At 48.6% G+C, this 22,401-nt stretch carries 23 protein-coding genes; 13 read left to right on the forward strand and 10 right to left on the reverse strand.

Annotation, left to right across the window (positions count from 1 at the left end):
- Positions 1-2: 2 nt before the first annotated feature.
- On the reverse strand, positions 3-1,703 hold the full coding sequence (locus tag ACEN86_RS14770; RefSeq protein ID WP_495631363.1) for an MFS transporter: 1,701 nt from the start codon (positions 1,701-1,703) through the stop codon (positions 3-5).
- Positions 1,704-1,860: 157 nt separating this feature from the next.
- Between ACEN86_RS14770 and ACEN86_RS14775 the strand changes: the two genes are divergently transcribed.
- Entirely contained in the window at positions 1,861-2,478 is a 618-nt protein-coding gene (locus ACEN86_RS14775) for a TetR/AcrR family transcriptional regulator (protein ID WP_495631364.1), read from the forward strand.
- Positions 2,479-2,601: 123 nt separating this feature from the next.
- Here ACEN86_RS14775 and ACEN86_RS14780 read toward each other — a convergent pair whose 3' ends face one another.
- On the reverse strand, positions 2,602-3,771 hold the full coding sequence (locus ACEN86_RS14780) for an alanyl-tRNA editing protein (RefSeq protein ID WP_495631365.1): 1,170 nt from the start codon (positions 3,769-3,771) through the stop codon (positions 2,602-2,604).
- 166 nt (positions 3,772-3,937) lie between these two features.
- On the opposite strand from ACEN86_RS14780, the gene ACEN86_RS14785 reads away from it, so the two are divergent.
- The 3 genes from ACEN86_RS14785 to paiA all read left to right on the forward strand — a co-directional run bounded on the left by ACEN86_RS14785 (position 3,938) and on the right by paiA (position 5,899).
- Entirely contained in the window at positions 3,938-4,702 is a 765-nt protein-coding gene (locus ACEN86_RS14785) for an SDR family NAD(P)-dependent oxidoreductase (protein ID WP_495631366.1), read from the forward strand.
- Positions 4,703-4,904: 202 nt separating this feature from the next.
- The gene (locus ACEN86_RS14790; protein WP_495631367.1) at positions 4,905-5,357 is read left to right on the forward strand and encodes a MarR family winged helix-turn-helix transcriptional regulator; all 453 of its coding nucleotides are present in this window, start codon (positions 4,905-4,907) and stop codon (positions 5,355-5,357) included.
- A gap of 23 nt (positions 5,358-5,380) precedes the next feature.
- A complete protein-coding gene (paiA, locus tag ACEN86_RS14795) occupies positions 5,381-5,899 on the forward strand; it encodes a spermidine/spermine N(1)-acetyltransferase (protein ID WP_495631368.1) in 519 nt (172 codons plus the stop codon).
- Positions 5,900-5,912: 13 nt separating this feature from the next.
- On the opposite strand, the gene ACEN86_RS14800 is transcribed toward paiA, so the two are convergent.
- Together ACEN86_RS14800 and ACEN86_RS14805 are read right to left on the reverse strand one after the other, a co-directional pair.
- A complete protein-coding gene (locus tag ACEN86_RS14800; RefSeq protein ID WP_495631369.1) occupies positions 5,913-6,824 on the reverse strand; it encodes an NAD(P)-dependent alcohol dehydrogenase in 912 nt (303 codons plus the stop codon).
- A 112-nt stretch (positions 6,825-6,936) separates the two neighbouring features.
- Positions 6,937-9,612 (reverse strand): winged helix-turn-helix domain-containing protein, encoded by a 2,676-nt coding sequence (locus ACEN86_RS14805; RefSeq protein WP_495631370.1) that lies wholly within the window; start codon positions 9,610-9,612, stop codon positions 6,937-6,939.
- A 91-nt stretch (positions 9,613-9,703) separates the two neighbouring features.
- Between ACEN86_RS14805 and ACEN86_RS14810 the strand changes: the two genes are divergently transcribed.
- From ACEN86_RS14810 to ACEN86_RS14840, 7 genes are all read left to right on the forward strand, one after another.
- The gene (locus ACEN86_RS14810; RefSeq protein ID WP_495631371.1) at positions 9,704-10,930 is read left to right on the forward strand and encodes a sensor histidine kinase; all 1,227 of its coding nucleotides are present in this window, start codon (positions 9,704-9,706) and stop codon (positions 10,928-10,930) included.
- The gene (locus ACEN86_RS14815; protein WP_495631372.1) at positions 10,927-11,595 is read left to right on the forward strand and encodes a response regulator; all 669 of its coding nucleotides are present in this window, start codon (positions 10,927-10,929) and stop codon (positions 11,593-11,595) included. The genes ACEN86_RS14810 and ACEN86_RS14815 overlap by 4 nt, the downstream gene beginning before the upstream one ends.
- A 162-nt stretch (positions 11,596-11,757) precedes the next feature.
- Positions 11,758-12,168 (forward strand): DoxX family protein, encoded by a 411-nt coding sequence (locus ACEN86_RS14820; RefSeq protein WP_495631373.1) that lies wholly within the window; start codon positions 11,758-11,760, stop codon positions 12,166-12,168.
- 134 nt (positions 12,169-12,302) lie between these two features.
- Positions 12,303-13,190 (forward strand): fructose bisphosphate aldolase, encoded by an 888-nt coding sequence (locus tag ACEN86_RS14825; protein ID WP_495631374.1) that lies wholly within the window; start codon positions 12,303-12,305, stop codon positions 13,188-13,190.
- Between the two features lie 297 nt (positions 13,191-13,487).
- Positions 13,488-13,910 carry a MarR family winged helix-turn-helix transcriptional regulator gene (locus tag ACEN86_RS14830; RefSeq protein WP_495631375.1) on the forward strand — a complete coding sequence of 141 codons (423 nt, stop codon included), beginning with the start codon at positions 13,488-13,490 and terminating at the stop codon, positions 13,908-13,910.
- 25 nt (positions 13,911-13,935) lie between these two features.
- Complete coding sequence (locus ACEN86_RS14835) at positions 13,936-14,577, forward strand: nitroreductase family protein (RefSeq protein ID WP_495631376.1); 642 nt, start codon at positions 13,936-13,938, stop codon at positions 14,575-14,577.
- A 59-nt stretch (positions 14,578-14,636) separates the two neighbouring features.
- Positions 14,637-14,933: a putative quinol monooxygenase gene (locus ACEN86_RS14840; RefSeq protein WP_495631377.1), complete on the forward strand. Its 297-nt coding sequence runs from the start codon at positions 14,637-14,639 to the stop codon at positions 14,931-14,933.
- 180 nt (positions 14,934-15,113) lie between these two features.
- Here the strand turns inward: ACEN86_RS14840 and ACEN86_RS14845 are convergent, their stop codons facing one another.
- The 3 genes from ACEN86_RS14845 to ACEN86_RS14855 form a co-directional block, all read right to left on the reverse strand.
- On the reverse strand, positions 15,114-15,929 hold the full coding sequence (locus tag ACEN86_RS14845; RefSeq protein ID WP_495631378.1) for an ABC transporter permease: 816 nt from the start codon (positions 15,927-15,929) through the stop codon (positions 15,114-15,116).
- Positions 15,926-16,954 (reverse strand): ATP-binding cassette domain-containing protein, encoded by a 1,029-nt coding sequence (locus ACEN86_RS14850; RefSeq protein WP_495631379.1) that lies wholly within the window; start codon positions 16,952-16,954, stop codon positions 15,926-15,928. The genes ACEN86_RS14845 and ACEN86_RS14850 overlap by 4 nt, the downstream gene beginning before the upstream one ends.
- Positions 16,955-17,385: 431 nt before the next feature.
- The gene (locus tag ACEN86_RS14855; protein WP_495631380.1) at positions 17,386-17,958 is read right to left on the reverse strand and encodes a TetR/AcrR family transcriptional regulator; all 573 of its coding nucleotides are present in this window, start codon (positions 17,956-17,958) and stop codon (positions 17,386-17,388) included.
- Between the two features lie 174 nt (positions 17,959-18,132).
- Between ACEN86_RS14855 and ACEN86_RS14860 the strand changes: the two genes are divergently transcribed.
- The gene (locus tag ACEN86_RS14860; RefSeq protein WP_495631381.1) at positions 18,133-19,335 is read left to right on the forward strand and encodes an MFS transporter; all 1,203 of its coding nucleotides are present in this window, start codon (positions 18,133-18,135) and stop codon (positions 19,333-19,335) included.
- Between the two features lie 30 nt (positions 19,336-19,365).
- On the opposite strand, the gene ACEN86_RS14865 is transcribed toward ACEN86_RS14860, so the two are convergent.
- A complete protein-coding gene (locus tag ACEN86_RS14865; protein WP_495631382.1) occupies positions 19,366-19,518 on the reverse strand; it encodes an alpha/beta fold hydrolase in 153 nt (50 codons plus the stop codon).
- Positions 19,519-19,664: 146 nt separating this feature from the next.
- Positions 19,665-21,299, reverse strand: coding sequence for an alpha-amylase family glycosyl hydrolase (locus ACEN86_RS14870; protein WP_495631383.1), 1,635 nt, complete (start codon positions 21,297-21,299; stop codon positions 19,665-19,667).
- Positions 21,300-21,420: 121 nt separating this feature from the next.
- Between ACEN86_RS14870 and ACEN86_RS14875 the strand changes: the two genes are divergently transcribed.
- Positions 21,421-21,822, forward strand: coding sequence for a VOC family protein (locus ACEN86_RS14875; protein WP_495631384.1), 402 nt, complete (start codon positions 21,421-21,423; stop codon positions 21,820-21,822).
- A 137-nt stretch (positions 21,823-21,959) separates the two neighbouring features.
- Here the strand turns inward: ACEN86_RS14875 and ACEN86_RS14880 are convergent, their stop codons facing one another.
- A complete protein-coding gene (locus tag ACEN86_RS14880) occupies positions 21,960-22,394 on the reverse strand; it encodes a MarR family winged helix-turn-helix transcriptional regulator (protein ID WP_495631385.1) in 435 nt (144 codons plus the stop codon).
- Positions 22,395-22,401: the final 7 nt, after the last annotated feature.

Consider the following 22,401-nt stretch of genomic DNA (forward strand, 5'->3'; position numbering starts at 1 on the left):
TATCAGAGTTCCGCTTTCCGCGGCCCCTCTATGGCTTTCCTCATCTTGCGGTCCCTGCGCTTGTCGCTTAGGAGTGCAAATAGAATTCCCGGCACAACCATATAACTTGCGGCTGCAAAAGTACGCTTAAAGGCTTGGACGGATACGTCCTGCATACGGCTTGCGGCTTCCGTTAACACCCTTTCGATCTCCTTCATCTGGCCTTGACGATCACCGTCAAAGGCTTTTTGTTCCTCGGGCTTAAGCTCAGAGATCGCAAGCTTCATATTCTGTTCGGCGGCCTCTTGGACGTCAGTCCTAACCTTACTGGTACCACTCTCCTCCGCGCTGCCTTGGCTCTGAAGCTTGTTCAAGATGCTGAACAGAACCTCACGGCTGGCTGGCAGCAGCTTGTGATCTTCCTGAATGGTTTCACTTATGCGAACTTTGGCGGATTCCGCCTGATCCCTGATATTTTGCTGGAACAAGGTGACTATGATGGCTACGCCAAGTACACTTCCGAATGCCTTGGTCATATTGATGACTCCTGATGCTATCCCGACCTTGTCTTCAGGAACATGGCGGATTGCCGAAGACATCACCGGCGCCATGGTAAGGCCCACCCCAATTCCTGCTGCCGCAAGCCGGATCAGCACATCGCCTACGGTAGAAGCTGCACCAAGATGACCCATAGAATAGACAGATCCGCCTATTACGAGAACCCCTGCGGCTGCGAACCAGCGACTGCCATATTTCCCCGACAGACCTCCCGAGACTGCCGAGCTTACTATAGATCCCACTGCCAGCATAGACAAGACCAGCCCGGCCTTTAGCTCAGTCATTCCAAGTACGCTTGTCAGGTAGAAAGAGGTCAACAGCGCGATATTGGACAAGGCAGCGCCTACGATCAGCAGGGTGAGTGAGGAGCCGTTAAACGCCGAGATTCTAAGCAGCATAAGAGGAAGCATGGGCTCCTTCGCTTTCCACTGGATGTAGATGAACACCAGCAGACAGATCAGTCCGGCACCTATCAAGCTGTAGATCAAGCCGGAATTCCATCCGTAATCCTTTGCCTCAATCAAGGCGTACGTAAGTAAAAGCATCCCCCCGGTTATTCCGAGCATCCCTCCGTAATCGATCGACCTGCCTGCAGAATCATCTCTGGATTCTTTGATGAACAGCAGGGTTAACAGGATACTTAACAACCCCAAAGGCACATTTACGAAGAAAATCCATGCCCAGCTCAGCTTCTCCGTAATCATTCCACCGAGTGAGGGGCCGCATGCGGCAGCCAGTCCAGCAATGGCCCCCCATACGCCGATAATCACCCCATGCGTTTCTTTGGGAAAAGACGTCGTCGTTAAGGGGATGGTTAAGGGGACTATAACAGCGCCGGCCAGCCCCTGGATCACTCTGAAGACGATCAGCATCCCAAGGCTCGTTGAGAGACCAGCAAGCAGAGAGGCAAGCGTAAATAGAGCGACACCGATAATAAATACTTTCTTTCGTCCAAATTGGTCTGCCAGCCTAGATGCAGTCAGAATCAGGGCAGCAAAAGCTAAATTGTACCCGTTCATGACCCAGGAAATCCCTGACACCGTCCCTCCGAAATGCCGAGTCATCTCCGGCAAAGCAATATTAATAATTGTCGTATCCAGCAGAGCCATGAAATATCCGAGCACAATCGCTGTAAAAATAAACACCCTTCTGAGTCCCATACTCATTCGTTAACCCTCCTATAATGTGAACTTCAGTTCATGTTTGTAATTATATGAACTATAGTTCATATTTGTCAATTTAAAAATTGAACTTAAGTTCAGCTTTCGTTGACAGCCAAAAATCTCTCCTCTACAATCGAACTACAGAGGGGGCGCGAACGTAATGAGTGAGGTTGAAGATAAAGTAAGAACTCCGCAGCAGGAGCGGAGTATCAAGACCAAGGAAGCTATTATTCAAGCGGCCATGAAGCTTTTCTCCGAGAAAGGCTATCATAATACGAACACGAAGCAGATCTCGGCCCAGGCCGGTGTATCGACCGGAAGCTTCTATTCCTATTTCACGGATAAACGGGCTGTATTCATAGATTCGTTGAGGCTTTATAACGAGAGTCTGTTAGCGCGGGTGGATGCTTCTCTTGGGGAAGTAGACTTCGCCAGCATAGACAAGCACGCGGCCATTACTCATATGGTGGACAGCCTTCTGGAATCACACCGGGTCTACTCGGAGTTCCATAAGGAACTGGCAGTCATGTACAACTCGGATAAAGAGATTCAGTCGCTTATGGATGAGCAGTTCGACCTCGGCCGCCGCAAGACTTTGACGTACCTCCAGCAGGGGCAGGAGGACCTTAAGGTGGACGATCTGGAGGCTGCCTCCTGGGTCGTATTTGAGGCCCTGAACAGCATTGTCGATATGATAGTGTTCTCCCCGAGGAGTGTATCGTCGGACCGCCTGAAAAATGAGCTCGTCTGCATGATTGTAGGTTATTTGTACAAATAGGAACGACCAGATACACGAAAAGCCGTGCAGTCACAAGGAAACCTTGTATTCTGCACGGCTTTATATTGGACTGCTATTCGGCCTGCTCGTGTTTATGAGCGGCACATCCTGTTCAGCGCAAGATCAGCGGAGAGACTGTCTCGCAAATTCAATGAAGGCGCCAGCCTTCTCCCAGTCCGGGAACCCGGCTTGGGCCAGCTTGTCACTGCCCCCGCCTTTTCCCTCAAATGCTCCCAGGTTCGCTTTGAAGAACGCCCCGCAGGAAGGGTCCTGATTCCCGCTATGGGCAAGTACAACCTTGAAGTCCTGCTTGGAAGCAAGCAGCACATACCGCCCTCCGCCCTCACTCAGCTTGACCGCAAGCGTCTGCATATCTTTCATCGACTTATTCTCAAAGAGATGCACAATTAGATCCCCTTCCGCTTGGGCTAGAAGCTCCTGTATGAAATAGCTGTCATTCTCTGCTTTTACCGCTGCCAGTTCTTGTTGAACCTGCTTATGTTCAAGCTCCCACTTCTCCAACCGATCCAGAATTTCATCCCTGCCCGTATTGAATTTGGAGGATAGACTCGCGAGAATCTGCATGCTTGTATTGAACTCTTCCAGTGCCCGGTACCCACATTTGAAATAGATCCGGGTATTCCCCTTCTGCTTCTCCGACTTCAGCAGCTTGATGATGCCGATCTCACCTGTCGAAGTGACATGGGTCCCTCCGCAGGCGTTATATTCCACACCGGCAATCTCCACAATCCGAATGTTCTCAGTCACTTTAGGCTGCTTCACCAGGGGGAGAAGCGCTGCTTCTTCCTCAGTAATGAAATAATTGGAGATGCTGCGGTTCAGATAAATCAGGCGGTTAGCTTCATGCTCGGCAGCGGTTAACTGTTCATTCGTCAGATCCAGCTTGTCGATATCAATCGTCGCATAGTCATGACCCAAGTGAAAGCTGACAGTCAAGGCCCCAAGCAGCTTAAGGCATACCGCCGAGAGCAAATGCTGACCGCTGTGATGCTGCATATGGTCGAACCTTCGCTTCCAGTCGATCCGGCAGCTAACCCTGTTCCCTTCTGGCCTCCGTTCAAGCTTATGAAGAACCTCATTCCCTTCCAGAATCACGTCCTGAACAGGAATATCGTTAATCCATCCCAGGTCACAGGGCTGTCCGCCGCCATGGGGATAGAAAGCCGTCCCCTCCAAAGTAACATAGAGCCCGTCCTCCCTTTCGAGAACCTGATTGATATCTGTCTGCCATTCGGTCATGTAGGCGGAATCATAGTAAAGCTTCTTGGTCATTATCCAGTTCAGTTCCTTTCCTAGTTCAGAACAATTTCGGGTTATCCTACAAGCTTACTATAACTCCACCTTTAGGCCAATGGCACACTGCTGAATGAGAGAGCAACAAATTGAAACTCCCCTTGTGATAGAACTGTAGATGAGACAATCAAAAGGAGATGAGTATATGAATAAGTTACAAGGTAAAACAGCGCTGGTCACAGGGGCCAGCCGCGGGATTGGGCGTTCCATTGCCCTGCGTCTAGCTCAGGAGGGAGCGCTCGTTGCTGTACATTATGCCAGGAACCAAGCCGCAGCGGATCAGGTCGTTCAGGAGATCAAGAATGGTGGAGGCACAGCATTCGCGATCGGTACAGAATTCAGCACATTTAATAGTATTGAGGAGTTTTTAATTCAGCTGGATGCTCAGCTTACAGAACATACCGGAAGGCCAGAGTTCGATATCCTGGTCAATAATGCCGGGATTGGCCAAGTGTTATCGATTGAAGAATTGACAGAGGAAGCCTTCGATGACGTCCTGAATGTGAATGTTAAGGTTCCCCTCTTCCTAACCCAGCAGGCGCTCCCGCGGCTGAGAGATGGCGGACGAATCATCAATCTATCCTCCGTCGTGACAAGGGCTGCATATCCTGTAGTCTTCGGTTACAGCATGACCAAGGGCGCGATCAACACCTTCACGCTGGCTTTGGCCAAGCATCTCGGTCCGCGAAATATTACGGTTAATGCCATACAGCCGGGAATTACCAACACGGACATGAATGCCGGAACACTACAGGATCCTGATGGAGAAAAGTTCGTAGCGAGCCTCTCCGCCTTCAACCGGGTAGGGCAGCCCGCAGACATTGCGGACATCGCAGCTTTTCTGGCTTCGTCGGACAGCCGGTGGGTAACGGCTCAGCTTATCGATGCTACTGGGGGCGCACACTTGTAAGCCAGGAATGTGTTTATAAAAGGAGAGGTTGATCATGGCGGATCAGCCTCTCTTTGGTGCCTGCGCGCTAATCAATCTGATCGGTGCAGCTTATATTATTTTGTTGCAAATGCAATAAAATTAGGTTACATTCATCGGAGGAAGATTTCACACGACTGCCTCATGTATGGATTAATAGTTCATCTTTATAGAAGGAGATAATATGAAAGAAATTCTTCGTGAAATCGGCATGATCGCAAGGGCATTAGATTCCATTAGCAATATAGAATTCAAGGAATATGACCTCTCAAAAGGGCAGTATTTGTACCTTGTACGGATATGTGAAAGCCCCGGCATCATTCAAGAAAAGTTGGCTGAGATGATAAAAGTAGATCGAACCACAGCAGCTCGTGCTATCCAGAAACTCGAAGTTAATGGATTTATCGAGAAGAAAGAAGATCAACAAAACAAAAAAATCAAATTGCTCTTTCCCACAGAGAAAGGGCAAAAGGTCTATCCTTTTATAAAAAAAGAAAATGACTATTCCAACCTGGTTGCTTTAGAGGGATTATCGGAAGGTGACGCAGACACGCTCTTCCATCTTCTCCAAACCGTAAGAAGCAATGTGGAAAAGGATTGGGAATTTGTAAAAAAGGGAAACAGGAGAACTTATTAATTGCATAAAGGGCGGAAATTTATATGAATATCGAAATAAAAAAGTGTACACTCGAGGATTTACACATGCTTCAGGAAATTAGTTATGAAACATTTAATGAGACCTTCAAGCATCAGAATTCTCCCGAGAATATGAATGCCTATTTGGAAAGAGCGTTTAACTTGGAACAATTAGAGAAAGAATTGTCCCATACTTCTTCGCAATTCTTTCTACTCTATTTGAATCATGAACTCGCTGGTTATTTAAAAGTTAATTACAATGATGCCCAGTCTGAGGAAATGGGTGATGAATCACTTGAAATCGAGAGAATTTATATCAAGCTCCAATTTCAAAAACATGGGCTTGGTAAATATCTTCTCAATAAAGCGATGGAAGTTGCAAGGGAGTGTCACAAGAAGAAAGTCTGGTTGGGTGTTTGGGAAAAGAACGCGAACGCGATCGCCTTTTATGAGAAAATGGGGTTCGTCCACACTGGAACCCACCCCTTTCATATGGGTGATGAAGAACAGGTAGATTTGATCATGACCAGAACCATGATATAGCGTTTATTCCGGCTTAACTTACCTGAATGACTACACTGCCCTTCTTATGGCCTTTCTCGACATATCTATGAGCTTCAGGAATTTGCTCCAGCGGGTAGGCGCGGTCTATGACCGACCTTAAATCCCCCTGCTCCATAAGCTCCTTGATGAACAGAAGATCTCGAGGACGTACCTTGGCAATTCCCTGCCCATCAACGGTAACGTAAGACCCGCCGGGGGTTAGTGCAGTCTTGCATCTGGATTTGGAACATTTCCCGACCGCATCGAAGATCAGATCATAGTGCTCATTTTGACTCGTAAAATCTTGTTTCGTATAATCAATGACCTTGTCGGCTCCCAAGGACTTCACCATTTCCAGATTCGCACCACTGCAGACCCCGGTAACCTCGGCTCCATAGTACTTCGCAAGCTGAACCGCCGCAGTTCCTACGGCCCCAGAAGCACCATAGATCAGAACCTTCTGGCCCTGCTGAATCTTCCCTTTTCCAAGAAAATAGATCGCTGTAGTTGCTCCGAATAGAATAGATCCCGATTCTTCATAGGACATATTACCCGGCATGATCTCCATCAAGCTAGTCTCAGAAAGGCAGGCATACTCGGCGTGGCCGCCGAATTTCATTCCGGTTAATGCAAACACCGAATCGCCTATCTTGAATCTTGTGACACTCTTGCCTGCAGCTTCAACAACACCGGATAACTCGACTCCGAGAACAGGTATTCTTGGCTTGCGAAGACCCAGAACAAGACGCATGGGAATCCACAGCAAGAGAGGGCTTTGAAAAGCACGAACCCGGATGTCTCCCGCGGTTACGGTTGTTGCATGAACCTTGATCCGTACTTCATTATCTTTTGGAATAACCTGATCTACTTCCCTCAGCTTGAGCACATCGGCTGTTCCGTACTGTGTGCATACAATCGCCTTCATAAGTTTGCCTCCAACTCTGATTTTGCAACTAGTATATTCGCAGCACGGTATGATCATATAGCTACTAAAGTATGGTTTTACAAAATAAAGTCCCTCATCCCATTCGTGAGGATCACAACAACCCCAGTGCTCGGGCACGCGCTACCGCTTCGGTGCGCCGGGATACCTGAAGCTTGTCAAATATAATCCGGTTATGTCCCTTAACCGTAGTCAAGGCAATATGCAGCCGCCCGCTGATCTCAAGATTCGAGAGGCCCTCTGCAATGAGGCGAAGAACCTCAAGCTCCCGTCCGCTGAGCGGCTCGATCAGGGTTTCGGCCTGGGCGGCAGGTGCCGGGGAATCTGCAGGAGTGAACGCAATCAGCAGCCTATCGATATAATCCCCCGCTACTCCTTGAGTACGGACTTCGCGAAGCAGGCGTTCGATACAGGCTCCCTCATCGACAAAAGTCCGGATGAAGCCGCTCGGCTCAGCTATCATCAAAGCATCCACCAGCACTTTCACTGCTGCTGATTTATCCCCGTGATTAAACAAGGCTGCAGCTTGTAATATCCTTACCTTGAGGTGTTCATCCTTAAGTTCCTTGGCCTCTGCCTCTTCCCTCAGCGGCGTAAGCACCGATAGGGCCGCGCCCGTATCACCCTGTGCCAGATACGCGCGGGCCAGGTCTAGATGAAGCTCATGCTTCGATGCTAATTCAGCGGCTGCCTCGAGCTCACCTTGGCGCAGCAGGACGGATACATTTGCGGCTGCAATATGGGGAATCTGGTGCTCGAAGTTATGCTGCCTGGTAGACTGCTCGGCCTTGGCCAGTATCAAGGCAGCGCTGCTTACCTCTCCACGCGCGAGCTTTAGCCGGGCCAGGAACACTTCTCCTGCAATCACTCTATCCGCCTGGTCGAACTGCTGTGCCAGTTCTATACTCCGCTGTCCGTACTCCTGAGCACCCTCCAGGTCGTTCCATTCATAACATAACCGGACTAGGCCCAGATACGCTTCACAAGCAGCCGGCAGCGGCGGGTCCCCTGCCAGTTCAAGAACAAGCCGGTAGGTCTCAGCTGCGGCATGAAGCAGATTGTCAGCTTCCTGGATGATTCCAAGGCCCATCGTAGCCATAATTGTGATCATCACATGCCCGATCCTCTGACTATTCGATAACGCTTCAGCGTAAGCTTTACCGGCTGCGGCTCGATTCCCGAGGAGCTGGTACGCATAGCCGAGCGTCCAGACGGTCGCCGTACGGACTGGCAGGTTGTCAGGATGCAGATATTCCAGAGCCCGAAGGGATTCGGCCATAATGACTTCGGCCTTGTGCCTGCTGACGGCCAATGTGGCGCGTATAGAGGCGATATGTCCAATTAAATCACGGACTTTATCGTCCTGTGATGCCGTTAGCAGCATCTTCTCAGCAGCAGTCAGCTTCTGCTCCACACCCGACATCTGGCCCCGCATTAACAATCCGGAGGCATACATCACCAAGAGTGTGGGTCTGGCCTCCACCTCCTCTCTGGGCAGGGATTCAAGCCAGTTCATGACCGGAGCCACCGCTCCGCGGAACAGCAGCGGCATTCCATTCCCCTCTGCCAGGTGAGCGGCCCGGTCTATATCTCGGCCCGCTGCGGCGTGGCGAAACGCTTCAGCAGCAAGCCCCTGGTGTTCATACCAACTGCTCGCTCGAAGATGGTAGGAAATCTGGCTGTGTTCGGGCAGCCGTTGTCTCAGGAAATCGGCAAACAAATGATGATAGCGGTACCAGCAGCGTTCATGGTCCAGCGGAACGAGGAAGAGATTCGCCCGTTCAAGGTACTCGAGGATTTCTTGTCCTGAAGATAGCCCGGCAGGTGCTGCCCCGGCCTCCCTGCTAAGTACAGCATCACACAGAGGTCCGCATAACCGGTCCAGGATAGATGTGCCCAACAGAAAGTCCTGAACATGTTCGGGCGGCTGCGCCAAGACTTCTTCCATAAGGTAGTCCGTAACGAAGCGATGACTTCCGGTGAAGGACTCAATAAAGCTGTCGATGTTGTTAGACCCCTGCATGGAGATCGCAGCTAATTGAAGGCCGGCAGCCCAGCCCTCCGTCCGGTTCTCCAAGGCGGTGATATTCTCAGCTGTAAGAGCCATGCCCGTCTCCCTGCTCAGAAATTCAGCCGCTTCAGAGTAAGTGAAGCGCAAATCCGATGCACGCAGTTCTGTTAATTGTCCCCGGACGCGCAGGCGGGCCAGCGACAGGCGCGGTTCCGCACGAGTAGCCATGACCAGGTGCATGTGCGGGGGCATATGTTCAATCAGATAGCTGAGCACATGATCAATCTGCCTGTCATGAATCACGTGATAGTCGTCCAGAACAAGGACGAACGGGTCTGTAATCATCGTGGTTCCCTGAATCAGAGCGGGTAGAATGGTATCGATCAGGGGCGGCTGCGGGGAGTTAAGCAGTCCGATCAGCCTTTCATCGATGCTCGCCCCGACTGACTGCAGCGCAGCGAAGAGATAAGTCAAAAAGCGGATAGAATCGTTATCCGCTTCATCCAGCGATAACCAGGCGACTTGTCGATCGCAGCTTGTAAGCCAATGGCTGACCAGTGTAGTCTTGCCAAAGCCCGCTGAAGCAGAGATTAACGTCAGCTTGCCGGGCAGCCCCTTATTCAGCCTCTCGATCAGACGTGGCCGGGCAACAAGACTTGGCCGAAGCGGGGGAATATATAGTTTGGTATACAGGATTGGAGTAGTTGTCATACCCTGATTATAATAAGGAAAATCATGGGCCTTCAACAAAAAGTTCAACCGAATACTGCGGTATGGACTCAAGTGCTAGATGTTTTTATAATGGAATTCACAGGAAATATATTCCTAAGGGCGAGGTGATCGAAGCAGAATGCTTGAAGATACTATCAGAACAAGAGACTATACTCCGGTATGGAAAATCCTATTGGGCTCAAAACTGCTCATGGATGTAACGTTATCCGGGGTCTTCTATTTCCAGAATTCGCTCACCCTCTTTTGGAGACTGAGTTTTGTATTGATGTCATTAACGGTGTTTCTATTCATCAATTTCTATTACTTCACCAAGAAAGACAAGAAGAACTGGCTGATCCATGTCCTCATCCTTGATTTCCTTCTATCTGCTTCTTACGGTTATGTCTATATCGCCGGAGATTTCCCCAACCATTTATTTATTGGAATTACAGCCTTGGCCATCCTGATGTTAATCCGGAGCACTCGCATGCAGATCGTGACCTGCATCCTCTTACTGATTGGGTATCTGGTTACGATGGGGAGCTTTGACTGGTATTTATATCAACGGCTTGATCAAGTTAGTTACTTTACTTCTTGTTCATTTATTATTTTCGCTGGCATGGTGAGCATTCTCATCCAAAATTATCAGCGCGGGCGCCGGGAGACAATCCAGCTGTATTCCCAGCTGATGGATTCCCACGAGCAGCTTCAGAACTATGCTCTCAAAGCGGAGGAATGGGCTGCAGCAAGAGAACGAGTCCGAATTGCCCGGGAAATTCATGATACCGTAGGCCATAAGCTGACCGCATTGTTGGTGCAAATGCAAGTGGCCCGCAAACTGAGTCCTGTAGATCCAGCACGCAGTGAACAGACCTATCTGGAGTGTGAGGATCTTGTCCGTTCCTCTCTGCAGGAGGTCCGGCTGTCGGTTCGTACGATTCGGGATGAGCCATTCAAGTCAACTTCACTAAATGATAGTCTTAGACAATTAGCTGAGGATTTCACTAAATTTGCCGAGGTTCACACCGTCGTTGAAGTTAGCGGGAACCCCATGCCCATGCCTGCCAATCTGCAATTAACAGCCTATCGGATAACACAGGAGTCGCTTACGAATGCTCAAAGGCACGGTCAGGCGAAGCATGCCAAAATCTCACTAACCTACTCTGCGAATGGACTGTCCCTATCTATATACAACGACGGTGAGATCCCTGCGGAGCTGCAGCCTGGGTTTGGATTAATCAATTTACAGGAAAGAGTGAAGGAGTGGAACGGAGACGTGCGTTTTTGTATGGATAGCCATGAAGGCTTTGCTGTCGAGGTACAGCTCCCTTACTCTTCAACGGAAATGGAGCGTGTGCTGAATTGAGAATTCTGATCGTAGACGATCAACGGCTCATGAGAGAAGGCCTCGCGACTCTCATCGGCTTGGAACCTGATATCGAAGTCGTTGGAACCGCTGTGGATGGAATAGATGCCTATTCCCAAGCGCTTGAACTGAGGCCTGATGTGATCTTGATGGACATCAGGATGCCGGGGATGGACGGTGTCGAAGGCTCGGAGCTCATTCTCAAGCATTTACCTGAGACCAAGATCCTCATTCTAACCACCTTTGATGATGCAGAATTAATCTTGCGGGCTTTGGACACGGGCGTCCATGGATATCTGCTAAAAGATATGCCGTCTGAAGCCATCGTCAGCGCAGTCCAAACCGTATATAATGGCGGAACTGTGCTTCAACCGTTAATTCCGGCGATGCTGCTTAAAGAGCTCAGAAGTTTAACTGAATCCAATCCGGTTGAATCTAATCCTTCAAGTCTAAGTGAGCCTCAAGAGCTCATGCTTCTTACAGATCGGGAGAGAGAAGTACTCGCTGTGCTCGGTCAAGGGCTGAATAATAAGGAGATTGCAGATCTGCTTCATATCACCGAAGGTACTGTGAAGAATCATGTCTCGAATCTTATAGCCAAGCTTGGGATGCGTGACCGGACACAAGCCGCTATATTCTCGGTTCGTCACCAACTTCAAGCATAAAATACAAGGGCATGACTTTTGGCATAAAGTATGCAAATCTGCATATTTCAGCGACCAGACGTTCTGCCCTTTTTGCTCGGAATCCATTACTTTTCACAGATTTGCTTACACACCGTTCTGATTACAATCAAAGTGTAAGAAATTTGAGGAGGAGTTATGAAGATGAGAAAAATACAAATAGCCTACTGGATTGTCACGGCGAGCACCCTGATAGGGTTCCTGCTCAGTGCCGTCAATGAGATCATCCGATCTCCGGACACCCTGATTTCAACTACACAGCTGCTGGGTTACCCTGCTTACTTCCTGACCCTTCTGGGCGTGGCAAAAGTTATAGGGATTGGGGTACTCGTTATTCCCAAATATTTCAGACTCAAGGAATGGGCCTATGCCGGCTTCACGATTGATTGCATATCCGCCTTCTGGTCAGAAATAGCTGTTGGCAATCCTAAAGGCAGTATTAAGTCAGTCGTAGTCTTATCGTTTGTGCTACTCTCCTATTACCTGCTCCGTAGAATGCAGAAAGGTGCAGATCTACAAGTGGGCCAAGAATCCAAGCGTGTCCATACTGTATAACGAGAATCAAGAGCTGCGGACGCAAAGTTCCGGGCTGCCTCCCGAATTGCAGGTTTGAATTATGGAAATATTGGGTATAAGAAGCCTGAATCCTGGCATCCGTATAATTCCAATTCTGCGAAGGAGCGAGAGTCATGAATATGAAGCAGTTAGATCGAATCCGTACGGGAAAAGGCTTTATTGCGGCCCTGGACCAAAGCGGCGGAAGCACGCCCAAAGCTCTGCTGCATTACGGGATTGAAGATACCCAGTATACGAACGAAGATGAGATGTATGAATTGGTTCATGAGATGAGAACCCGGATTATCAAGAGCTCGGCCTTTGATTCCCGGTATATTCTTGGAGCTATTCTTTTTGAGAATACGATGGATCGCGAGATTGACGGACAGCTTACCGCCGATTATCTCTGGGAGAAGAAAGGGATTGTGCCTTTCCTGAAGATTGATAAAGGGCTCGCTGATATCGAAGACGGAGTTCAGCTTATGAAGCCCAATCCGGGTCTCGAAGATCTGCTGAAGCGGGCGACATCACGCGGCATCTTCGGAACGAAAATGCGCTCTGTTATTCACGAAGCGAATCCTGCCGGGATCAAGAAGGTTGTTCAGCAGCAGTTCGCCACAGCCCAACAGATCATGGACATGGGACTTGTCCCGATTATTGAGCCCGAAGTCGATATTACCCGCCCGGACAAAGCGGAATCGGAAAAGCTGCTAAGAGCCGAGCTAACCCAGCATCTATCGACCCTGGACCCGGAAGATCAGGTCATGCTTAAACTATCCATACCGTGTGAAGACAATTTCTATAGTGAGCTAATGAAGGACCCTCATGTCGTAAGAATTGTGGCCTTGTCAGGCGGCTACTCGCAGACGGAAGCGAACGAGAAGCTCGCCCGTAACCACGGCTTGATCGCCAGCTTCTCGCGCGCCTTATCCGAGGGGCTCAGCGCCGGACAGAGCAATGAAGAATTCGACGCCATGCTGTCCAGGTCCATTCAGAGCATTTATGAGGCCTCGATCAAATAAATAACAAATTGAGGATTCAGCTTCACTGATTAGCAAGGCTGTAACGCCCCCGGACTTGGGACAAGTTCGGGGGCTTTTTCTCAATATAATGCCCGGAAACGGGATAACCTATGGGAACCAAGTCGCTTGTATAAGGAATTGCAGCAACTGCATACTCCCTGTTGCAAATTCAAAAAAGACATGATATATTGATTGAGCCGTCAATTATTGATACGTCAATCATTGAGGTGTCCAGTAATTGATTAAGCAATGGCATCCCCCATTGTTCATGTCCAGATTCACCCGGGAGGTCTAGTCATGACATGTAATGTTACCAAAGAAGAGCAGATTATTAATCTGCTGAACGCATTGGGCAACAAAATTAGTCCCAAGTTCGAACGATGTACAGGGATCAGTTCATCCCGCTTCGAGATTCTTCATCAGCTGGATCAGGTTGACGAGATCAATCAGTCCATGCTGCAGAAGGCCATTAATATTGATAGTGCTGCCATCACCCGCCATCTGAAGCAGCTTGAAGCCGATGGCATGGTCAGCAGACGCAAAAATCCGGAAGATAACCGTGTCACGTTTGTGCGTCTTACAGAGGATGGCCGGAAACATATCGAAGGCTACAAAATCGAGAAGCTCAGCTTCATAAATCAGCTTTTCAAGGATTTCAGCAAGGAAGAAATTCTTTCTTTGGCGGACTTCCTGGAACGTATGCAGAATAACTACTTTTGAATTATAGACAAAGGAGAGAATCATCATGACAACAACTATTCAAAGAACCAACGACTTCAAAGAAATTACTTTTGGCCGCCGTTCAGTCAAGGCTTATGATCCTGATACCAAGATCAGCCGTGAGGAAATGACAGAGATTCTGGCTGAAGCTTCCCGTGCCCCATCTTCTGTTAACATGCAGCCTTGGCGTTTCCTCGTTGTGGATACAGCTGAAGGCAAAGAGAAGCTGGCCCCACTTTCCAAGTTCAACCAGACGCAGGTGCTCACCTCATCCGCCGTCATTGCGGTGTTCATTGACATGAACAATGGAGAGTATATGGAAGAGATTTTCGGCAAAGCTGTAGAGCTCGGATATATGCCGCAAGAGATCAAAGAAATGCAGATGAACGCCTTCAAGCCTTATTATGAGAACATTTCCACCGCGGATCTTCGTGATGTGAACCTGATTGATGCCGGGCTTGTATCCATGCAACTGATGCTTGTGGCTCGTGCACACGGCTATGATACCAATCCAATTGGCGGTTACGAGAAAGACCAAATTGCCGAAGCTTTCGGTATGGACAAAGAGCGTTATCAGCCGGTCATGCTGATCTCGATCGGGAAATCTGCCAAAGAAGGACATCCTTCCTACCGTCTGCCTGTTGAGACAATTACAACCTGGGCGTAAGGTCAGGAAGATTCGGGTACAATTCCATTAAGCTTACTTACCCTATGGAGGTTGAATACATGATTATCATTCACGCACATCTGCAAATCAAACCGGATCAGGAGGTCTCTTTTCTGGATGCTGCCAAACAACTGATCGCCTCAACACGAAATGAAGAAGGCAATATCAGCTATGATCTTGTCAAAAGCACGGAGCGCGAGCATCACTATACGATGATTGAGCTTTGGAAGGATGAAGCCGCTACGGCTGCTCATAATACCAGCGCGCACTTCCAGGCTTTTGTTAAGCAGGCTCCCGAATTTATGGCCGCTCCGATGAACGTAGCCGTATTTGCAGGAGAAGCTGTTCAGCGCTAAGGCGCCTCTGGCTGCATCTCTAGTCAGCAAACTTCCCTCGATCTGATTACTATACAAAAAAATCCATCCAGGCTCATAAACGGGGACAGGACAGTCCCTAGTGATATGAGCTCAGATGGATTTTTTATTAGACAGGCGTACACGCCTGGATTGAACCCCTCGGATTAGACCCTATCCAATCTAGGTCCGGCGCATATAAGCACGTACTGTCAGGGGTGCGAAGACGGCCACAATGACAGCAACCCCGATGAGGGAGATGGTCAGATCCGCTCCGACTGTTCCATGATTGGCCAGATCCCGGACAGCTGTAACCAGATGCGAGATCGGATTGATGTTCACGAACCACTGGAGCCATCCGGGCATCGTATCGACAGGTACGAAAGCGTTGGACAGAAAGGTAAGCGGGAATAACACAATCATGGAGATCCCTTGAACGCTTGAAGCTGTTCGCGCAATCACACCGAAGAAGGCGAAGATCCAGCTGATCGCCCAGGAACATACAATGACCAGAACTCCAGCCAGAGCGACATTTCCCAGCCCTCCACCAGGACGGTAGCCCATAATATACCCCATGGTTAGCGTAAGTACCGTGGCTATCGTATACCTGATGGTATCTGCCAGCAGGGCTCCGGCCAAAGGTGAAATGCGGGCGATAGGCAGCGACTTGAACCGGTCAAATACCCCTTTATCCATATCCTCACGCAGCTGGACACCGGTGACAATCGAGGTCGTGATGACAGTCTGCACAAGGATACCTGGAATAATAACTGGCAGGTAATTGATTACGTTCCCTGATATAGCCCCGCCAAAAATATACGTGAACATGAGCGTGAAGATGATCGGCTGGAACGTAACATCGAACAACTGCTCCGGAGTGCGCTTAATTCGCAGCAGTCCCCGATAGGCCATCGTAAGTGAGTTCCGGATGGACTGAGCAAGGCTCGTGTGATTTTTCAATTGGCGTTCGGAAGCCGGCTTTATGGATGCACTGTTCATACGCTCACCTCCGTAGTTACGTTCAAGTGTTCGGATCCTTGCGATTCGTTCTCCTGCAGATCCTTGCCGGTGATCGTCAAGAACACCTCGTCCAGAGTAGGCTTCTGTACACTGATCTCGGCCAAATGGATTCCTCCGCTGCGAAGGGCGATCAGCAGATCAGTGACACGGTCCGCTTCTGCCATCGGCGCAGTAATTCTTCCGGCCTCTGCCGACACATTGGAACGGGTCTTGAGCACCTGTTCCACAATCCGGCGTGCTTCCTGAGTATCCTCGGTATCCTGGACTCTCAAATGCAGGGACGAGCTTCCGACGGAAGACTTCAGTTCATCTGCCGTTCCCTCGGCAACGACCCGGCCGTGATCAATCACCGCGATGCGGTCAGCCAGCTGATCAGCCTCATCAAGATACTGCGTGGTCAGTAGTACGGTTGACCCCGTGTCCACGAGCCGGCGGATCGTCTCCCACATCTGTGCACGCGTGCGCGGATCTAGCCCCGTTGTAGGCTCATCCAGGAAGATGAGCGGAGGCTGCGCAATAAGGCTTGCCGCCAAATCCAGCCGGCGGCGCATGCCTCCGGAGAAATTTTTGAGTGGACGGCTTGCCGCCTCAGTCAGCCCGAATTCTTCAAGCAGGTCAGCTGCCTTGCGGCGAGCCTCACTTCGATTCAGTCCGAGCAGCCGGGAGAAAATAATCAGATTCTCCGTCGCACTGAGTGACTCGTCAACCGACGCGTACTGACCGGTTACTCCGATTAGTTGACGTACAATTTGTGACTCCTTTACCACATCATGCCCGAAGATTCGCGCCGAGCCTCCGTCCGGCCTCAATAAAGTCGCGAGCATCCGAATGGTTGTGGTCTTGCCTGCTCCATTCGGACCAAGCACCCCGTAGATCGAACCGGTGCGTACATTCAAATCTACCCCGTCCACAGCACGGTTGCTGCCAAATTTTTTAATGAGTCCATGAGCTTCTACAGCCCACTCCCCAGGTTCTGAGCCTGCTTGCCTGCGTTGATTAACCACTCCATCTCCTCCTTGTTCACTCACTGATAACATCAGGAGCTTATCTCGCGATAATAAATAGAATTTAAACTGTAATTCCTATCATCTTATTGCATTGTAAGAAATTCCATTCAGTTAATACACTGGCGGGAGAATGAATTCTAGATCGGTCTCTGGTCGGAGAACAAGTCTGCTTGTCATGCCAACAACACAAAAACCCCCCGCAAGGCGGAGGGCGATCTAGCTGATGTACGATGGATGACGAATATGTACGTCCTTATCGGGATCTACTAAAGAACAAGTTGACTACAAAGTGAAGCGACAGAAGGACAAACAGCACCATATTGAATATTATGGACACACTCCCAGACACGAAGAAAGCCATATAAATCATCCCAAGCACCATATAAAGGTTGGACTCATTTATCGCCAAATACTTTTCTATACGCACACTAACCGATACCTTTAAAGACATGGGTTACTAACTGCTCTACATAGTCTTCGTCAATCCGATCACCGGTAACCAGCAGACGGTAGAAAATAGGGCCATAGAGAAGGTCGGTTAATAGTGCGATGTCGAGACTCTTCTCTAGTTCTCCGCGCTGAACAGCCCGGTCCAGCATATCACGAACCTCCTGCCGCCGAGGCTGGATATAGCGGGTCCGAAAAGCCTCAGCCAGTGCAGAATCAACCTGCCCTTCGCCTATAATCTCCAGTAAAATCGAGCCTTCACGACTTGTCATAAACCGGGCCATATTTGTGGCATGTTCCAGAATATCCTGAAATACTGTGCCTGTATCCGGTACAGGCAGTCTAGCAGCCGCAGCGGATAGGAAACCGTCCATCACTACAGCGGCCTTGTTAGGCCACCATTTATAGATCGTAGCCTTACTTACCTGGGCACGTTCAGCGATTTTCTCTACCGTAACAGTTCCGAAGCCGCTTTCCAACAACAACTCATAGGAAGCGGCGAGGATGGAACTGTGCGTTTCTAGATTGCGCGGCCGTCCTCTTTTACCCTGCATGTAACAAATCCTCCTTTTGCGTTACTTTCGTTTCGAACGCTAATAAACTATACGTTTAGTATACAAAATACATATCTCAGAAAAAAGTCTATTTACAAAACGATACGTTCAGTATATCATTTGAATCATGAATTACAAAACTAAACGTTCAGTATTTAATTGAGGAGGGTATTTATGCTAAATGAACAAGGTACGCAAGAAAGCCGTATATCAAGCTGGATGATGTTCCTGCTCGCCGCCGCGTGTGGACTTATCGTTGCCAATCTTTATTACGCCCAAACCTTGGTAGGGCCGATCCGTGATGCGATTGGCCTTACTTCTACAACAGCCGGTTTCATTGTTACTGTGACCCAAATTGGTTATGTAGCCGGGCTGCTGTTCATCGTACCGCTAAGCGACATTGTTGAAAATCGGCGTCTCACCGTTATCATGCTTATAATTGCTGTTGGCGCACTGCTAACTGCTGCATTCGCTCCGAATGCGCCGTTGTTTTTGTCCGCATCTTTTATTATAGGAATTGGATCCGTAGTAGCCCAGATTCTAGTGCCCTTCGCCGCCTATTTATCGTCTGAAGAACAGCGCGGCCGCGTGGTCGGCAATGTAATGAGCGGACTCCTGCTCGGCATAATGTTAGCCCGGCCGCTTGCAAGCTTTGTAACCAGTCTTTGGGGCTGGAGAGCCATATTTATTTTGTCTGCAATTGTTATCTCTTTATTGACTGGACTGCTATCCTTCGCCCTTCCGGTGCGAAAGCCAACTCCAACAGTTCGCTACGGTAAGCTTATCCTATCCTTAAGCGATATATTACGGCACACGCCAGCCTTAAGACGCCGTGCGCTGTATCAAGCTTGTTTATTTGGAGCTTTCAGTTTATTTTGGACGGTTGTGCCGTTACACTTAGCTGATAATTTCGGGATGTCTCAGATAGGTATTGCATGGTTTGCGCTAGTTGGAGTGGGCGGGGCCATAGCTGCGCCGATTGCCGGAAGATTAGCGGATCGGGGCTGGAGTAAAGTGTTAACAGGTACGGCCATGATTGTAGCCGTATTGTCCTTCTTGCTCATCCATCTGATCGAGAGCTCCTCAACCCTTGCTCTGATTCTGCTCTTTGTATCCGCGGTTACACTCGACATGGCTGTGTCGGGGAATCTGGTGGTTAGTCAGCGTGTAATTTATTCACTCGGGAATGAAGCGAGGGGGCGCCTGAACGGACTGTTCATGGCTATCTTCTTCCTGGGCGGAGCCATCGGCTCATCCTTGGGGGGCTGGTCTTATACCCAGGGAGGCTGGAACCTCACCTCTCTTATTGGAACGATCCTGCCGATCTTGGCTTTGCTCTACTTTCTCACTGAGAAAAAAACATCTAAAACCGGTTGATTGATCTGACGATAGAAGAGATCTTCGAGCTTATTGACGCTCCATCTCGTATACCTTATGAAGGGCTTTATAGAACAGATCTGGCTGGTCCATCATCGTCATATGTCCGGCATCAGGAATCATGTAGAGCCCTTTATTAGGGGCCTGCCAGTCGTTCCCGCCCAATAGGTAATAGACAGGCACTTGATATACTGTCTTTATTCCAGAATTCTGGTCTGTTCAGAAAGAATCACTCAAATTTATCGTCAAGCTATCTTGGAGAAATAAAAAAACGCTACCTCAATCAGGTCGCGTTTAATGTGGGATAGATTAATCAGCTTCTATTATCACTAAGTTAGCAGATATATTTGCGTTTCATATTGATCCACATATACAAATTTGCTGTCTTCAGAGGCAGAATATGACTCTTTTCCAGTCCGATAGATCAATTTACTATGCTGGTTCAATGGATTGAAGATTTCTGATTCTTCCTCAAAGCGAACATGCAAAGGATTATCCGAGAGGCTGACAACAACTAAATACTTCTCTGTCTCAAAGCTCCTAATATAAGACAAAACCTTATCTTCTGAATTCCGAACAAATTTCAACTCACCCTTCCAAAATGCTGCTGACAGGGTTCTCAGATTGATTAGATATTTGTAATGCTCAAACATGTCAGTGTCAAATTGACTCCAATCGAGTTGATATTCATTAAATAAAGAAGTCCAGGTATTTAAAGTGGGCTCATTAAACTCTTGTCCCATCATGACCATAGGAACACCCTCAACCGTCATAAGAATAGAGGCGGCAGCCATGGCTAGTTTTTCCCCAAAGATTGCGGTGATTCTTGACTGCTCTTTCTCTTCGAGCCATCTCATGCGTAAAGCGCCTTTAGGAAAGCTGTACTTGAAAGAATTGTAGCTTTGTATCAGGCCGCTCTGCGTCAACTTGTCTTCAGCCATTTCCTGAATGAATAAGCGCAAACTTCCATCATACGTCAAGTCACATGCATCCATATGATGATATTCGTCATAAGACTGGGAGATGAGCACGACGTCCTTCTTAACACTTCTTAGCTCATGTCCGATATCCTCTAAAAAGTCCACCGGTGTGATATCCGAGTCGTCCAGTCGGAACCCGTCGAAGTCGAACTCGGCTATCCAATGCTTCATCGCTTCGATGACACGCTGTCTCATTTCCCTATTATCAAAGTTCAAGCCTGCGAAATAGTCCCTGTTCGGAACTTCGTAGTACACTTCGCCCTTGTCGTTGCGGGTAAAATAGTCAGGATGACTGCGTGTCCATACATGATCCACGCTTCCGCGGTTCATCACCCAGTCCATAATGATCTTCATACCATATGTATGTGCTGTACGAACGAAAGCCTTTACATCCTCTGCATCTCCAAAGCTTGTATCCATAGAATAAAAATCCTGTACGGCATAAGGATCACCATATGTACCTAATCTTAATTGCTGTCCGACCTGCTGGAACGGCATGATCCATAATGTATTGACGCCTAGTTCCTTCAAGTAATCCAGCTTTTCCGTGAGCCCTTTGAATCCATGCTCATTAAACGCCCGGATGTGAAGCTCATAGATAACTGATTTTCTCAACCATTCCGGACTATCTAATGCTGTAAAGTTCTGATAAATCAAGTTGGGGTGCTGTGCGGAAATGTCTGTTGTTCGGATCAGAACCTCTCCGTCCTCGGTTACGGTAATGGCAGAATTATTTTGACAGTCCTCTGAAATACTCGGATTGAGAGGGTCCAGAATCCACTCTGTATCATCAAGGACGATTTTGTAGAGATGTCTTCCTTTCGGGATGCTCAGCTCAATCTCCCACACATTCCCTTCCTTGTTCACCATGTCGCCGCGCTGATAATTCCAGTTGTTAAAAGTCCCTCCTACCGAGACACGATTAACGTCCTTTTCCGCAAAATAAACAAACCTAACTCCATTCTTCCCTTTTGTCGGCATCATGCAATTCTCCTTATTTAGTTTATGCAAGCTTAACATAGATCCCCGCCTTATTGATTAGTTATTGACCCGGCCATACAATTTATAGTGTATACTAAACCCAAAAATGGAGGTGAAGTTAATAGTGAAGATCGTAAAATTAGAAGGACTTACACTGCTGGCTGACGATGTTGCACACTTGGCCCGGTTTTACCAAGAAGTCTTGGGATTTGAAATCGTTATTCAAGAAGATCATTACGTAGAGTTTAACAATTCAGGGGTGAGATTGGCCATTTGCTCCAGATCACTCATGTCCGAGAATACCAACAGCTATTCTTCTTACAGGGAAATTCGCAATGGACAAGCCGTCGAGCTTAACTTCCAATGTGATTCACCTGAACAAGTATACGCCTTGTACGATGAGTTCGTGTCGAAGGGAGCCCTTGACGTCACAGCCCCACAAGTCAAGTCTTGGGGTCATACTACGGGGTTCTTCGGCGATCCTGAGGGAAATGTTCATTCCATATTTGCGGTGAATCCTGCGTAATCCACTCCATCTTCATCCATTGCGTTCTCGCGGGCGATTCCTTTGGGTTCGCCCCTGTTATGGATCCGCCCATACAAAAAAACACCGGCCTAGTAAGGTCGATGTTTCTTCCGCTCCGGTTCGTCTTGACTCATGATTTAGTCGAGTTTATTTAACGAATCGGTCAAACGCCTCAAATGATTCAACAAGCTGCTTTTTTCATCAGGGGTCCAATCCCCCAATGCTTCTTGCATGAGCCGCTGACGGGTGGAACTGATCATTGAATAGATTTCCTTCCCGTAACTGCTGAGTTCGGACAAGCGGATACGTGAATCTTCGCCTGATGGATAGGTGTGCACCAATCCAGCCGTCTCCAGCTTATCGATTTGGCGGCTAACACTCGAGTAATTCTTCCCCATCATGTTGGCCAAATCGCCTACACTTGTCGATTGAAGATGAGCGATGCCCACAAATACCCGAAAGGCCGCTGCCTCCATATCAACGCCGGCACTGGCAATCATTTTCTTATCCCGATCCGTCCGGTTAATAATAGTGACTAAATCAATGACCGCTTTAAAAATTAGTTCTTCCATGAAGCAT

The organism is Paenibacillus sp. Paensp111 (assembly GCF_059492195.1).